This is a genomic window from Parolsenella sp., assembly GCF_982402205.1.
Window position 1 is genome coordinate 1 of record NZ_CEVYAT010000032.1, and the last position, 13,747, is coordinate 13,747.

General features: G+C 67.5%; 12 protein-coding genes and 1 pseudogene. 3 read left to right on the forward strand and 10 right to left on the reverse strand.

Going from position 1 to position 13,747, the window contains the following annotated elements; all coding sequences use genetic code 11:
- Positions 1-58: 58 nt before the first annotated feature.
- On the reverse strand, positions 59-1,882 hold the full coding sequence (locus AC1VTH_RS03210) for a CapA family protein (protein ID WP_481334655.1): 1,824 nt from the start codon (positions 1,880-1,882) through the stop codon (positions 59-61).
- Between the two features lie 187 nt (positions 1,883-2,069).
- On the opposite strand from AC1VTH_RS03210, the gene AC1VTH_RS03215 reads away from it, so the two are divergent.
- Both AC1VTH_RS03215 and AC1VTH_RS03220 read left to right on the forward strand, forming a co-directional pair.
- On the forward strand, positions 2,070-3,674 hold the full coding sequence (locus tag AC1VTH_RS03215; RefSeq protein WP_481334657.1) for a DEAD/DEAH box helicase: 1,605 nt from the start codon (positions 2,070-2,072) through the stop codon (positions 3,672-3,674).
- Positions 3,675-3,857: 183 nt separating this feature from the next.
- Positions 3,858-4,400, forward strand: coding sequence for a hypothetical protein (locus AC1VTH_RS03220; RefSeq protein WP_293674328.1), 543 nt, complete (start codon positions 3,858-3,860; stop codon positions 4,398-4,400).
- A gap of 160 nt (positions 4,401-4,560) precedes the next feature.
- Here the strand turns inward: AC1VTH_RS03220 and AC1VTH_RS03225 are convergent, their stop codons facing one another.
- The 3 genes from AC1VTH_RS03225 to AC1VTH_RS03235 form a co-directional block, all read right to left on the reverse strand.
- Entirely contained in the window at positions 4,561-5,247 is a 687-nt protein-coding gene (locus AC1VTH_RS03225; RefSeq protein WP_481334658.1) for an HAD family hydrolase, read from the reverse strand.
- 73 nt (positions 5,248-5,320) lie between these two features.
- Entirely contained in the window at positions 5,321-7,015 is a 1,695-nt protein-coding gene (gene pgi, locus AC1VTH_RS03230) for a glucose-6-phosphate isomerase (protein ID WP_481334659.1), read from the reverse strand.
- Positions 7,016-7,217: 202 nt separating this feature from the next.
- Positions 7,218-7,763: a hypothetical protein gene (locus tag AC1VTH_RS03235; protein WP_293824229.1), complete on the reverse strand. Its 546-nt coding sequence runs from the start codon at positions 7,761-7,763 to the stop codon at positions 7,218-7,220.
- A gap of 164 nt (positions 7,764-7,927) precedes the next feature.
- Here AC1VTH_RS03235 and trxA point away from each other — a divergent pair.
- Positions 7,928-8,257 (forward strand): annotated as a pseudogene (trxA, locus tag AC1VTH_RS03240) (thioredoxin); the annotation flags it as partial.
- A gap of 293 nt (positions 8,258-8,550) precedes the next feature.
- Here the strand turns inward: trxA and AC1VTH_RS03245 are convergent.
- The 6 genes from AC1VTH_RS03245 to AC1VTH_RS03270 all read right to left on the reverse strand — a co-directional run.
- Positions 8,551-9,057: a metallophosphoesterase family protein gene (locus tag AC1VTH_RS03245; RefSeq protein ID WP_481334660.1), complete on the reverse strand. Its 507-nt coding sequence runs from the start codon at positions 9,055-9,057 to the stop codon at positions 8,551-8,553.
- A gap of 10 nt (positions 9,058-9,067) precedes the next feature.
- Positions 9,068-9,787 (reverse strand): LytR/AlgR family response regulator transcription factor, encoded by a 720-nt coding sequence (locus tag AC1VTH_RS03250; RefSeq protein WP_481334662.1) that lies wholly within the window; start codon positions 9,785-9,787, stop codon positions 9,068-9,070.
- Between the two features lie 15 nt (positions 9,788-9,802).
- Positions 9,803-10,990: a sensor histidine kinase gene (locus AC1VTH_RS03255; protein ID WP_481334664.1), complete on the reverse strand. Its 1,188-nt coding sequence runs from the start codon at positions 10,988-10,990 to the stop codon at positions 9,803-9,805.
- Positions 10,987-12,324: a glycosyltransferase family 2 protein gene (locus AC1VTH_RS03260; protein WP_481334665.1), complete on the reverse strand. Its 1,338-nt coding sequence runs from the start codon at positions 12,322-12,324 to the stop codon at positions 10,987-10,989. Before AC1VTH_RS03260 ends, AC1VTH_RS03255 begins: the two co-directional genes overlap by 4 nt.
- Before the next feature lie 442 nt (positions 12,325-12,766).
- A complete protein-coding gene (locus AC1VTH_RS03265; RefSeq protein ID WP_481334667.1) occupies positions 12,767-12,916 on the reverse strand; it encodes a hypothetical protein in 150 nt (49 codons plus the stop codon).
- Positions 12,917-13,088: 172 nt separating this feature from the next.
- The coding region (locus tag AC1VTH_RS03270) for a thiamine pyrophosphate-dependent enzyme (protein ID WP_481334668.1) at positions 13,089-13,747 on the reverse strand (659 nt) is incomplete at its 5' end.

The window sequence follows — 13,747 nt, forward strand, 5'->3', positions numbered from 1 at the left end:
GGACTGCTCGGGCGTAGGCGGGCGGCGATGGTGCGGGGCCGTCCCATGCAACGACGCGCTAGGCGTCGATGGTGATGGCGTCGCCAATGACCTCGCGGGTCTTCTCGAGCGGCCAGGTCGTGGGGTCGTCCACGCTGCTCAGCAGTTCGTTGGCGTTGGCGTCATCGGCCGTGTAGCCCTTTACGAAGCGCACGACGTCGGTGTTGCCCACCATGTGCTCCACGAGCGGGTGCCACACGACGTTGCGCACCGCGATGCCGCCGGGGCCCACGTCCTCGCCATCCTGCGCGCCCTCGCCCACGCGAACGAAGTCGCAGCTCAGCATGCCGCTGAGGATGCAGTTGGGGCTGTTCTGGTAGCCCGAGACAAAGTCGCCCAGGCCATAGGCGCACAGCATCTTGCCGCCGCCCGAGCGGCTCACCCACTCAACCGGCTGGATCACGTGCACGTGGCTGCCAATGACGACGTCGACGCCGATGTCGGCGCACACCTGGGCGATGGCCCTCTGCTCGTCGCTCGCGCCGTTGGTGTACTCCTCGCCCCAGTGCATGTAGACGAGCACGACGTCTGCCACCTGGCGGGCACGCTCGACGTCGGAGCGCATCTTGGTCTCGTCGTAGGGCACGGCGTAGTAGTCGTTGGGCAGGTCGCTCTGCTCGTAGCCGTTCTGGCCATAGCAGTACGAAAGGGCCGCGAGCCTGATGCCGTTGCACTCGACGACGCGCACGGTGTCGCGGTCGGCCTCGCTGGCGTAGCTGCCAATGGTCACGAGCCCGGTCTTGGCGTCCCACACCTGCTGGGCGTGCTCGATCGAGGGCGTCCAGGTGTCGTAGGTATGGTTGCTGTTAGTGTTCACGATGCGCCAGCCGGCGTCCGCCACGGCGTCTGCCAGCGAGTCGGGCGTGTTGTAGCTGGGGTAGCCCATGTAGTCGTAGCGGTCGGAGCCGCCCGGGGTCGTCTCCTGGTTGATGAACGAGACGTCGTACTGGCTCTGCACCACGGGCGCGACCTCGGCATAGAAGGGCGAGAAGTCATAGGTGCCGTCGCCGACGGAGCCCGCCCAGCCATCTGCCAGGGTGAGCAGGTTCTCGTTCATGAGGTTGTCGCCCACGGCCGAAAAGCTCATGCGGCCCATGCCGCTTGCGGTGTTGTTGCAGGCGAGCACCTTGGTGGCAGGGGCGTTGGGGTCGATGGTCGTGGCCGCGACGGTCGTAGCGGCGGCATCCGCGGCGGCCTCGGTGGTGGTGGGCGCCTCCGCGGCGGGCGTCACCTGCGACGACACGCAGCCCGAGATGCCGCGCACAACGAAGACGACGAGCACCACGAGCAGCACGATGCCGGCCGCGGCAAATGCGAGGGGCGGGATGCGCTGGGCCGGCGCGCTCGAGAGCGTGCGGAAGCGCCAGCCGCCGTTCTTTGCCGAGGTGTCACGGAACTGCGGGACGTTATGCTGTGACCAGCCAAGCGGGCGCTGCTGGCGGGGCCTGCGGCGCGGTGGGCGGTCGTCGGGAATCGTGGTGCCGCGGCCGCAGCGCTCGGACTCGCCGTACTCGAGGCGCTGGGCCGGGCCCTGGCGGTAGCCGCGGGGACCGTTCGCGGGGCGGGCGCCCGAGTGGGCGCGGCTGCGGGCGTTGGGCAGCGAGGCGGCCTCGCGCCGACCCGTCTCGGGACGAACGGTGCGGCCCTCGCGCACCGGGCGCGGCGAGCTCACGCGGCCGCCGTGGGCATCACGGACGTCGCGCGAGCCGCGGGCGTCGCGGGCTCCCTGCCCGGCGGCGCCACCCGCGCGGGAGGGGCGGCCGGACGAGGGTGCGGACGCATGGCGCTCGTTCACGGCAGGCTCGTCGTGACGCCACCACTCATCGTTCGTTTGGTCCCCCATCGCGCGCTCCTTGTCCACAAAGACGTCCCAGCTATATACCACAGTTTGCACACAGCGTACCGCGTCTGGGCCACGGGCTAAGCACAGTTCGGCTACAGTGGTAGCAACGAATCGACCATCGGTAGCCCTGCGCCCGCGAGCGTGGGGCGCTTTTATGGGGCACGCCCCGCAGATAGGAACAAACCACATGACCCAGAGCACCACCGCAGACAACGGCGCCACCGTTGCCTTCTCCGACCTCGGCCTTTCCGAGGCCGTCCTCAATGCCGTGGACGAGCTTGGCTACGAGGTTCCCTCGCCCGTCCAGGCACAGGCCATCCCCTACGTGTTGCAGGGCCGCGACCTGCTCGCCGCCGCCCAGACCGGCACCGGCAAGACGGCCGCCTTCCTGCTGCCCACGATGAGCCGCCTTGGCCACGCCGAGCGTCACCGCGGCCCCCTCATGCTCATCGTGACGCCCACGCGCGAGCTTGCCCAGCAGATCGCCGACGTCTGCAAGACCATCGAGAACAGCACGCACCACCACAGCGTCACCGTGGTGGGCGGCGTGGGCTACGAGCCCCAGAAGGCGGCGCTTCGCCGTGGCACCGACATCCTCGTTGCCACCCCGGGTCGTCTCGTTGACCTCATCGAGCAGGGCGAGGCGCACCTGGCAGACGTCGAGGTGCTCGTCCTCGACGAGGCCGACCGCATGCTCGACAGGGGCTTCCTGCCCGCCATGCGCAAGATCGTGGGCCAGACGCCCGCCACGCGCCAGACGCTGCTGTTCTCCGCGACGCTCGACGAGGGCGCCATCGGCGGCATCCGCGACCTCGTGAGCGACCCGGCCGTGGTCGAGATCGCCCACAAGGGCACCGTTGCCGAGACGATCGACCAGTTTGTGCTGCCTGTGTCTCTCGAGGCGAAGAACGCCCTGCTCGCGCAGGTGCTCCAAAGCGAGGGCGCCCAGCGCGTCATCGTCTTCTGCCGCACCAAGCACCGCGCCGACGCCTGCTGCCGACGCCTGCGCCGCGCCAAGATCTCCTGCGCTCCCATCCACGGCGACCGCAGCCAGAACCAGCGCGAGCGCGCCCTCAAGGCCTTCCGCAACGGCAGCTGCGACGTGCTCGTGGCCACCGACGTGCTGGCCCGCGGCATCGACGTGTCCGACGTGCGCTACGTCGTGAACTTCGACGTGCCGGTTGACCCCGAGGACTACATCCACCGCATTGGCCGCACGGGCCGCGCCGGCGAGGCGGGCTGGGCGCTCACCTTTGTGACCGAGAACGACCGCGACGACCTCTTTGCCTGCGAGCGCCTCATGGGCAAGGCCGTTCCCACCTACGAGCCCAAGGTCGAGCTCGAGCTGGGCGAGAATCCCGTCGAGCTCGACCCCGAGCGCGACCCGGCCAACACGCACCCCGCCAAGAAGGGCCGCAAGAAGCGCGGTGGCAGGAAGCACTCGGGAGCCAAGGCCAACGCCGCGGCCACCGAGGCCCGCGCCGAGAAGCGCGCCGAGATTCCGGCCAAGCCTGCCAAGGGCACCAAGCCCCAGAAGGCCGCCAAGGCCGGCGCTCCCGAAAAGGGCGACGCGCGCGAGCAGGGCGGCAGGGGCGCCAAGGCCCGCCGCCGTGGCGGCAGGCGTGGCGGCGCCAGCCGCGCCGAGCGCGGCCGCAACCAGGAGCCGCAGGCGCAGGGCAACGCCCGCCGCGAGCGGGGCAACCAGGGCGGCCAGAGCGCAGGCCACGGCCGCGGTGGCAAGCCCCGTCGCTGCGTGGGCGACCGTGCCGGCCGCAACCGCGGCATCTACTAGCAGGTAAAGGGCCGCGAGTGCGCAGCAGCGACAACGCCACAAGCGGCGCCCGCATGAGCCCGCACGCCATTCTCCCCCAAAGCACATGACCCAACACATGCCGCCCGCCCCAGCGCAATGAGCGCCGAGGCGGGCGGCACGCTACAATCACTCCTGCACACCCAACGCACAAAGGAGCCAAGCATGGCCAATTCAAACGCGGCGGCGAACAAGCCCGAGCCGCTGTTCAACCTCAAGTATGACCTATCGGCCCAGCTGGTCGACGAGGCCGCCCATATCATCGCCGGCGACAAGATGCGCAACCCCGCCGGCGTCGCGAGCATCGGCATGCTCGTCGTCATCGTCATCGCGGCCATCTCGCCCGTCACCAGGGACATGACGCCGCTCCTGGTGGGCCTGGTCGTGGTCGAGGTCGTGCTGTGGGCCGTCTCGGACCGCTGGCCCCAGCTGTGCCTGCGCCGTCTGCGCAACGCCGGCCTCAACACCGCCCTCATGGCCGCCGACGAGCGCCGCCGCACCATCCACGTATACGAGACCGAGCTCGAGGTCACCTCGCCCAAGGGCACCGACACGCTGCCCATCTCGAGCCTGCGCGAGGCCAAGCTTGGCTCCGAGCTCGCTGTGCTCGCCTACGCCGGCAACAAGTACGTCCTGGTGCCCAAGCGCGCGATGAGCGCCCAGCGCTACCACGACATGCTCAAGCACCTCGGCGCCATCAAGGAGTAGCCCGCAAGGTTGCCAGGCCACGCGCCCGGCAACCTCACAACCCAGCCCACGAGAAGAGGCCCGCAGCTCGCGGGCCTCTTTCTTTGGACACCAACCATGGCATCGAGTCGGCTGACGCAACGATACGTCGGCATAGCGAAGACCAAATACGGCGTTACCCCTACCCCAGCACCATGGGCAGCAGGTCGGGAATCTGGTCGACGATGACGTTCGCCGCATCCTGGGAGAAGCCAAAGCGTTCCTCGCGCCTGGCAATCACATACATGCCGGCCGCCTTGCCAGCGGCGATGCCGTAGAACGAGTCCTCCACGCAGGCGCAGTGCGCAGGCTCGAGCCCCAGGCACTCGCACGCGTGGAGGTAGATCTCTGGGTTGGGTTTGCTCTCGCGGAACTGCTCGCCCGAGACGAACAGCTCGAACTTGTCGTCGATGCCGCACTGGCCCAGCGCCTCGTGGATGAACCGCATGGGCGCGGACGACGCGAGCGCCACGCGCACGCCCGCCTCGCGCAGGGCGTCGAGCGTCTGGGGCACGCCGGGGTTCATGATCTGTCCGTAGTTGCGCACGTAGTTCTCGCGTGCCCAGTCCTCGTAGACCCTTTCGGCCTCCTCAGGGCCCGCCACCTCGATGCCGTTGCGGCCCAGGACGTCTGCGATCATGCGCTGGAACACCTGGTGCGAGGCACCCACCTGGGCCAAGAGCTCCTCCTGCGTCACGTCGAGGCCCAGCGCGTTGGAGAAGGCCTCGAACTCGCGGATGTAGAGGGCCTCGGAGTCGACGAGCACGCCGTCCATGTCGAAGACGACGGCGTCAAAGCGGGGCGTGGACGGGGCGGAAGACTGGCTCACGAAGGGCTCCTCTCGAGATAAAAAAGGGGCCGTACGCGCAGGTACGGCCCCTCAAGTGTATCAAAGCCAGAACTTACTTCCTGTGGGTGCGGTAGTAGGCGATGAGGGCCTGGGTGCTCGCGTCCTGCTTGGCGAGGGCCTCGTCGTCGTGGAAGGCCGGGGTGATCTGCTTGGCAAGCTGCTTGCCCAGCTCGACGCCCCACTGGTCATAGGAGTCGAGGCCCCAGACGGTGCCCTCGACGAAGGTGATGTGCTCGTACAGGGCAATGAGCTCGCCCAGCGCGTGCGGGGTCAGGGCCTCGCCAAAGATCGAGGTCGTGGGACGGTTGCCCGTGAAGACGCGGGCCGGCACCATCCACTCGGCCGTGCCCTCGGCGCGCACCTCGTCGGCCGTCTTGCCAAAGGCGAGGGCCTTGGTCTGGGCGAGGAAGTTGCCCAGGAACAGCTCGTGGACGTCCTGGTCTCCGTCCTTGGTGGGGTTGGGCGTGTTCACGAAGGCAATAAAGTCTGCGGGGATGGCGCGGGTGCCCTGGTGAATGAGCTGGTAAAAGGCGTGCTGGCCGTTGGTGCCGGCCTCGCCCCAGAAGACCTCGCCCGTCTCGCTCGTGACCGGCGTGCCGTCCCAGCGGGTCGACTTGCCGTTGGACTCCATCGTGAGCTGCTGCAGGTAGGCCGGGAAGCGGTGCAGGTACTGGTTGTACGGGAGCACGGCGTGGCTGCCCATGCCCCAGAAGTTCACGTACCAGACGTTCATGAGGCCCATGAGGGCCACGACGTTCTCCTCGAGCGGCGTGTTCTTGAAGTAGGCGTCGACGTCGTGGAAGCCGGAGAGCAGCTCGGAGAAGCGCTCGGGGCCAAAGGCGATGATGAGGGCCAGGCCCACGGCGGAGTCAACGGAGTAGCGGCCGCCAACCCAGTTCCAGAAGCCAAAGGCGTTCTCGGGGTCGATGCCAAACTGCTCGACGAGCTCGAGGTTGGTTGAGACGGCCACGAAGTGCTTCTTGATGGCCTCGGCGCTCTGCTCGTCGGAGCCGTCGATGGCGCCCTGCTCACGCAGGGTATCGAGCAGCCAGGTGCGGGCCTCGCGGGCGTTGGTGATGGTCTCGAGCGTGGTGAACGTCTTGGAGACGACGATCACGAGCGTGGTCTCGGGGTCGAGGCCCTTGACCTTCTCGGCCATGTCGTTGGGGTCGATGTTGGAGACGAAGCGGCAGTCGATGCCGGCGTCGGCGTAGGGCTTGAGCGCCTCGTAGGCCATGACCGGGCCAAGGTCGGAGCCACCGATGCCCACGCTCATGACGTGCTCGATGCGCTTGCCCGTGACGCCCTTCCACTCGCCGGAGCGGACGCGTTCGGCGAAGGCGTACATGCGGTCGAGGACCTCGTGGACGTCGGCCACAGTGTCCTGGCCGTCGACGACGAACTGGCCCTTCTGGCTGGCGGGGCGGCGCAGCGCGGTGTGGAGCACGGCGCGGTCCTCGGTGGTGTTGATGTGCTCGCCGGCGTACATGGCGTCACGGCGCTCCTCGACCTTCACGGCGCGGCCAAGGTCGCAGAGCAGCTTGACCGTCTCGTCGGTGATGAGGTCCTTGGACAGGTCAAAGTGCAGGTCGCTCATCTCGAACGAGAGCTTCTCGACGCGCTTGTCGTCGGTGGCGAAGGCGTCCTTGAGGGTGAACTTATCGGCCACGAGCTGGTCGTGGTGCGCCTTGAGTGCGGCCCACTCGGGGGTCTGGGTCGCGTCGATGGGTGCGGCAATCTTCGACATGTGTCCTCCTTGGACGACGACGCGGGAGCTGCCGAGCGCACCCGCGCTTACGCATACCAGATTTAAGCGTACCGCAAATTGGGGGCGCTTGGTGACAGCGAGAGAGATTGGCAGGGAGGGAGACACAGGCGGGCGAGATAGGAGCCGCCATGGACGGCAGCGAGACGATGCCCAGCGCGAGACGGGCGATGCCGCGAGCCGCCTAGTACGGCTCGCCCTCGGGCGGCAGCTGCTTGAGACGCGCCCACATGAGCTGCTTGGCCTTGGGGTCCGACAGGCTCTTCTCGAACCCGCCCAGCGCCATGACGCGCATGCCCAACAGGCGCACGACCGCACCGGGCGTGAGCATCGCGGCGTCGAAGCTCTCGAGCTCCACCAGCTCGTCGGCGAAGGCCTCGCGAATGGCCGCGGCCGCCGCTTCGTCGAGGGCGATGAGCGTCGAGGGGTCGAGCGTGGCGATGGCGAGCCTCAGGGTACCGGGCACGAGGGGAAAACCGTCGACGTCGCGCACCGAGAGGGCGCCCCAGTCCTCGGGGGCATAGCCCAGCGCGCCCAGCGCCTTGTGCAGGGCCACGCCGTCGGGGCCGGCAAGCAGCGCCGGGACGTTGCCCGAGGCGTCCGCCACCTCGGGCTCGCCCTTCACGAGCAGCACGTGCGAGAAGGCGTTGCCCGCCATGCATACGCCCGCTCCCGCAAGGTCGCCCAGCTCGGCCTTTGCCTTCTCGAGGCTCTCCCCAGAGACGTCCATTCCCACTCCCATGGTCAAAGATGTTGAGGGCGCCCCTCTGGCGCCCGGTGCTCGCGGCATTGATGTCACTAGCGCGATTCTACCGCCTGGCGGGTGCTACGCCCGCGCTCGCGTGGGTATAAGCCACATCGAACAGAAACGAGGCGCGCCCATGCGCGCGATGGGAGGCAACCATGGCATCGAAGGCAATCACGGAAGAAACGTTCGACGGCATCGTACGCGGTACCGACAAGCCCGTGCTGGTCGACTTCTGGGCAACCTGGTGCGGCCCGTGCCGCGCCCTCTCCCCCATCGTCGAACAGATCTCCGACGAGCTGGCAGACGAGCTTGACGTCTACAAGTGCAACGTGGAGCAGGAGCAGGACCTGGCGATGCGCTTCCAGGTCATGTCGATTCCCACGCTTATCCTGTTCAAGGGTGGCAAGCCCGTGCACACGATGGTGGGCAGCGCCCCCAAGGCCCGCCTTGTCAAGGAGCTCCGCGAGTTCCTGTAGGGCGCGGGCGGCTGCGGGCCCCGGCTCATCCGGGGCGCAGGCTGTAACCCGGCCCCGTCCATCCGGGCGCAGGCCGTAACCCGACCCCACCCGTCCGAGACGCAAGCAGCGACCCAATCCCGCCCATCCGGGCGCAGGCAGCGGCCCAGATGGGCCCGCCCGGCCACCTTCAGAATCCTAGGGAAATGCCGTTAACGCCAATTAAGAGACAGCGTTAACGGCATTTTCCTAGGAATTTGTGGTTGAGAAGAGTCAAGCAGGCGGGGACAAAAGACACGCCCCTCTGTCCCCGGCTACCAGCCGGCGAAGAAGCTGCGGCCCCAGCCGCGGTCCTCGTCGGGCGCGAGGCGGATGATCTCGTTCGAGACCACGCGCCCGCCCTCGACCACCAGGCGACCCATCGTGGGGCCCGCCTGGCTGCGCGGAAACGTGGGGCTGCCGGGGTTAATCATGAGCGCGCCGCTGTTAAGGGTGCGCGTCTCGGGCACGTGCGTGTGGCCAAAGACGCCCACGTCGAAGCGCTCGCCCGTGAGGTTCTGCTGGTAGTGCGTCACGCAGAACTGCAGCCCCTCGTACTCGAAGCGCACCTTGCGCGTGACGTCCGCCCCGTACTCGCCCGCCCAGTCGTTGTTGCCCAGGCACAGACGCAGGGGCGCGATGGCCCCCAGGGTGATGAAGTCGTCCTCGGAGGTGATGTCGCCGGCGTGGACGATGAGGTCGCAGCCGTCGATGGCGTCGAGCACCTCGCGCGAGAGGCGCCCGTGGGTGTCGCTCAGGACGTCGATGCGCTTGCGTGCCACGGCTCCCCCTTTACAGGCCCAGCGCGCGCTTGAGCTGCACGACGCGGCGGCGCGAGACGGAGATCTTCTTGCCCTCGACGCCCTGGATGCCCAGCTGCATGACGCCGCTCGAGACCACCTCGACGTCCTCCACGTACTGGAGGTTCACGATGTAGCCGCGGTGCACGCGGAAGAAGCCGTGCGGCGAGAGCTTAGCCTCTAGCTGGGCCAGCGAGATGACGGACAGGTAGCGGTCGCTGTCCGTGTAGATGCAGGAGTAGTCGTCCTTGGCCTCGATGTAGCGAATCTGGTCGATGGGCACGAGGACCTTGCGGCCGCCCTTCTCGACGGGAATGCGCTCGGCCGGGGCGGCCGGGGCCGACGCCATCTTGGCGCGCGCGGCCACCTTGTCGAGGGCGCGCTCGAGGCGCTCGGTCTCGACGGGCTTCATCAGGTAGTCAACCGCGTCGACGTCGAAGGCCTCGAGGGCGTACTCGCTGTAGGCCGTCACGAACACGACCGCCGGCGGGTTCTTGAGCTTGTGGAGCGCCTCCGCAAGCTGCATACCGTTGGTCTTGGGCATGGAGATGTCGAGGAACAGCACGTCAGGGCGACCATCCATCAGCTTCTCGACGGCATCGCGAGCGCTTGAAGCCTCGATGATCTCATCGACGCGACCGGTCTCCTCGAGCAGGAAGCTCAGCTCGGAGCGAGCGGGAGCCTCGTCATCAACAATCATGGCACGCAACATTCAGGCACATCCTTGTTATTCGTCGTGAGTGGCAGTGCGGGCAAGTCGAAGCGTCACGCACGTGCCCTCGCCAGGCTTCGATACGATGTCGATGCCTGACCCAAAACCATAGAACCTCTCGAGACGCTCTGCAACATTTCTCAAAGCAATCCCGGTCCCCTTTTCCTCGCGTGAGCAGCCAGAACCATGCGGGGCGTCGATGCCTTCGCGCAGCTTGGCCACCGCCGCCTCGTCCATTCCCAGGCCGTCGTCGGCCACCGCGATGACCACGTCGCCGTCGTCCGCGTCGGCGCGGATGTCGATGTGGAGCGGCCCCTCGTCACGCATGGCGTGGCGCACGGCGTTCTCGACGATGGGCTGCACGATGAAGGCGGGCACCAGCACGTCCCCGCAGCCCGAGGCCACGTGCTCGCGCTCGAGGATGCGGTCCTGGCCAAAGCGGGCGTGCTCGAAGCGCAGGTAGCGCCTCGTCTGCTCGAGCTCGCGCGACAGCGGGATGAGCTGCTCGGTGCTCTCGAGGGTCTGGCGATAGAACACCGCGAACTCGCGCAGCAGGGTGCGGGCCTGCGCGGGGTCGGTGCGGGTGAGCGCCGCGATGGTGTTGATCGTGTTAAAGAGGAAGTGCGGGTTGATTTGCGCCTGCAGGGCCTTGACCTCAGCCTTTGCGGTGAGCTCGGCCTGACGGTCGAGCTCGTAGGTCGAGAGCTGGGTCGAGAGCAGCTGGCCAAAGCCGCGGGCGATGGCCACCTGGCTGCGGTCGATGTCGGCCGGCGAGCGATAGTAGAACTTGATGGTGCCAAAGGTGCGGTCCTGGACGTTCAGGGGCACCACGATGCCGCCGCGCACGGTGCGGGGCAGCTCGGTGGAGCCCTTGTCGCCCTCGGCACGAGACTGGAACATGCCAATCTTGCCGGTCTGGAGCACCTCGAGGGTGCCGGCCGTGTGGATGGGGCTGCCCGGCGGGAAGTCCGCGGCAAGGGCGCCCTCGTAGGCGAGCACGCGCTCGGTGTCGGTCATGGCAACGGCGATGGCCGTGGTCTCCGGCAGCAGCAGCTGGCAGACACCCTGGCAGGCCTGCATGGTAAGGCCGGAGCGCATGAGGTCGAGCGTCTTGGACGCGAGGCCGAGCATGTGCTCGGCGGCCTGCGATCCGCGGGCGTCCTCGAGGCGTGCGCGGCGCCCGTTGAGACGGTTGGGACTCAAGCGCCCTCTCCTTTCGTTTGGGCCGCGCCGGCGGGCGCGGGCTGCTTTGCGGTGCCCCGGGCGGGGGCGGGTTGCGATGCGCCGTCCCTGGGCGAGACGGGCGCGGCGGGTCTGCCATCGCCGCCATCCCTGGCGGCCTTGCCGGCGCGTGACGCCCTGCTGCAGGCAACGACGCGGGCGGCGAGCTCCTCGCTGTCCCATAGCTCGTCGATGACGCTGGGCCAAAAGTTGAGCAGGCGCGTGTAGCTGCTTGCGTTGGCCGTGGCGTACGTGCGAGCCTCGCTTCTGCCGCTTTGCCAGATGCGCAGGTAGGAGCCCCTGTTGGGTCCCAGGACCGCGCGGGCGAACGACGTGTGGGCAACCCGCGCGTCGAGCTCGGGCGAGAGCCACTTGCCCGGGTAGGGCATGAGCGACTCGGCCGAGACGTGCGAGAGGCTTGGCTGGCGCGAGCAGAACCCCAGCTTTGAGCGCTCGTAGAACCAGCGGAAGATGTCCTGCAGGAATCGGTTGGGGTCATCGGGCGTCTTGGGCGGTAGGTGCCGCACGTACCAGGAGCGGTCGAACCACATCTCGAGGCCGCAGAGGCGCAGGTTGAGCAGGTAGTCGAGGTCTTCGCCACGGGTGATAGCAGGGTCGAACGGCACACGGGCGAAGGCCGCCGCGTGAATAGCCATGCAGCCGCCGCACGCGTAGTTTGAGCGGCGGATGCGCACGCCCTCGAGCGCGGGCTCCATCCACTCGTTGAACTCGCGGCGCTTGGACCACCAGCGCTCCCAGAGCTTGGGCTTGGAGACGTCTGCCAGGTGGGAGCCGTTGGCGTCGATGAAGTGACCGGTCTTGGCAAGGATCTTGAGGTCCTGGCGCGTGAGCTGGCCCAGCCCGTAGACGGCGTCGACCAGGTAGTCGGGGCCAAGGGCCACCTCGTCGTCGTCCATGAAGACGCAGACGTCGTGGCCGAGCATGGCACAGGCGGCAAGGCCCATGTTGCGGATGGCGCCGTAGCCGCGCAGGGCCACGGTCTCGCCGTCAAGCCCCGGGATGGCGTTCTCGATGCAGCCCTCGATGAGGCGGGCCTCAGCCGTTCCGATGACCAGGGGGTTGAGCCCCTCGTGGTCGCGCACGATGGCGTTCACGCGGGCGCGGGCGGCATCCTCGACGCCAGGGCGCGCCACGAGCAGCACGATGACGCGAATGACGCCGCGCACATCGTCGAGCGAGTCGAGGCAGCGCGCGAGCTCGGGCAGGGGCTCGTCGACGGCGGTGGCGTGGTCGTACACGCCGCTATCCGTGGGGTCTGCCGCCCAGTAGGTGGGAATGACAATTGCGGGATTCATGCTATCGCCGCCCTCGTGGGGCAAGGCTTGCACGCGCAGCAAATTCGATGCAGCTCGAGGCATACGTAGCCATGCTCCCCCTTCCCCTGTTTACGTAAGGCCATTCTACCCCACCGGGGATTTTTGGCCGTTCGCCGACAGCATTTGATAGGACAAATTGGAAGGGACTATTTATTTATCTTTTGCCAAGTTTGCCAGCAGGACCATGCGTGAGAAGGACGGCCCGCGCCGGTGTCCGCACCGCTCGCTCGACAGCCATCCGTTCATCCGAATTCCGCGGTCCTCCCATCCGCTCATCCGAATTACTCGGCTCTCCCGCCCGTTCGTCCAAATTATGTATCCAGGAGCCTCCTAGCGCGTAATTTGGATGAACGGATGAAATGGGGGTACCGCGAGCGGCGGGACTGGCGTGCGAGAAGGACGCCGGCGCAGCTTGCGAGCGTTAGCGCTTCTCGTCCGCGCCGTCATCGTCGTTGCGGTGACGGCGGGGCCACAGGATGAGGCCGTCGGTCACGAGGACGACGCCCAAGGCCACGAGCACGATGGCCTCGCGGGCCGTGATCGAGTTGTCGCCCGTCTGCACCAGGCCCACACGTTGCGCCCAGGGTTTCATCCACATTCCCGGCGCAGTACCAGCATTGGCGCAACAAACGCTTGGGCACCACCCATTCCGTGCCCGCCATATATAAAAAGGCCCCGCCCTGGATAACCAGGACGGGGCCCATAAGCTCAGGCGATGTGCCCAGCCAGACTAGTGCGGAGACTTACGCCTCGTTGTAGACGGCCTTGAGCTTGAGCAGGTGCGCGTAGCGATCCATGGCAGCCTGCTCGTTCTCGGCGAAGAGCTCCTTGGCGCGCTCGGGGAACGAACGCGTGAGCGAGGCGTAGCGGGCCTCGTTCATGAGGAACTCCTGGTAGCCGCCCGCCGGCTCCTTGGAGTCGAGCGAGAACTTCTTGCCCTCCGGCGCGGCCGGGTTGAAGCGGAAGAGGTTCCAATAGCCGCAATCGACGGCCTTCTTCATCTCCTCCTGGCAGTGCATCATGCCGCCCTTCTTGATGGAGTGCATCTCGCAGGGGCTGTAGCCGATGACCAGGGACGGGCCGTCGTAGGCCTCGGCCTCGGTGATGGCCTTGAGCGTCTGTGCGGGGTTGGCGCCCATGGCAACCTGAGCGACGTAGACGTAGCCGTAGGACATCTCGATCTCGGCGAGAGACTTCTTCTTGGTCATCTTGCCGGCGGCAGCGAACTGCGCAACCTGGCCGAGGTTAGAGGCCTTGGAGGCCTGGCCACCCGTGTTGGAGTAGACCTCGGTGTCGAAGACGAAGACGTTGACGTTGTGGTTGGAAGCCAGCACGTGGTCCAGGCCGCCGAAGCCGATGTCGTAGGCCCAGCCGTCGCCGCCGAAGATCCAGAAGGACTTCT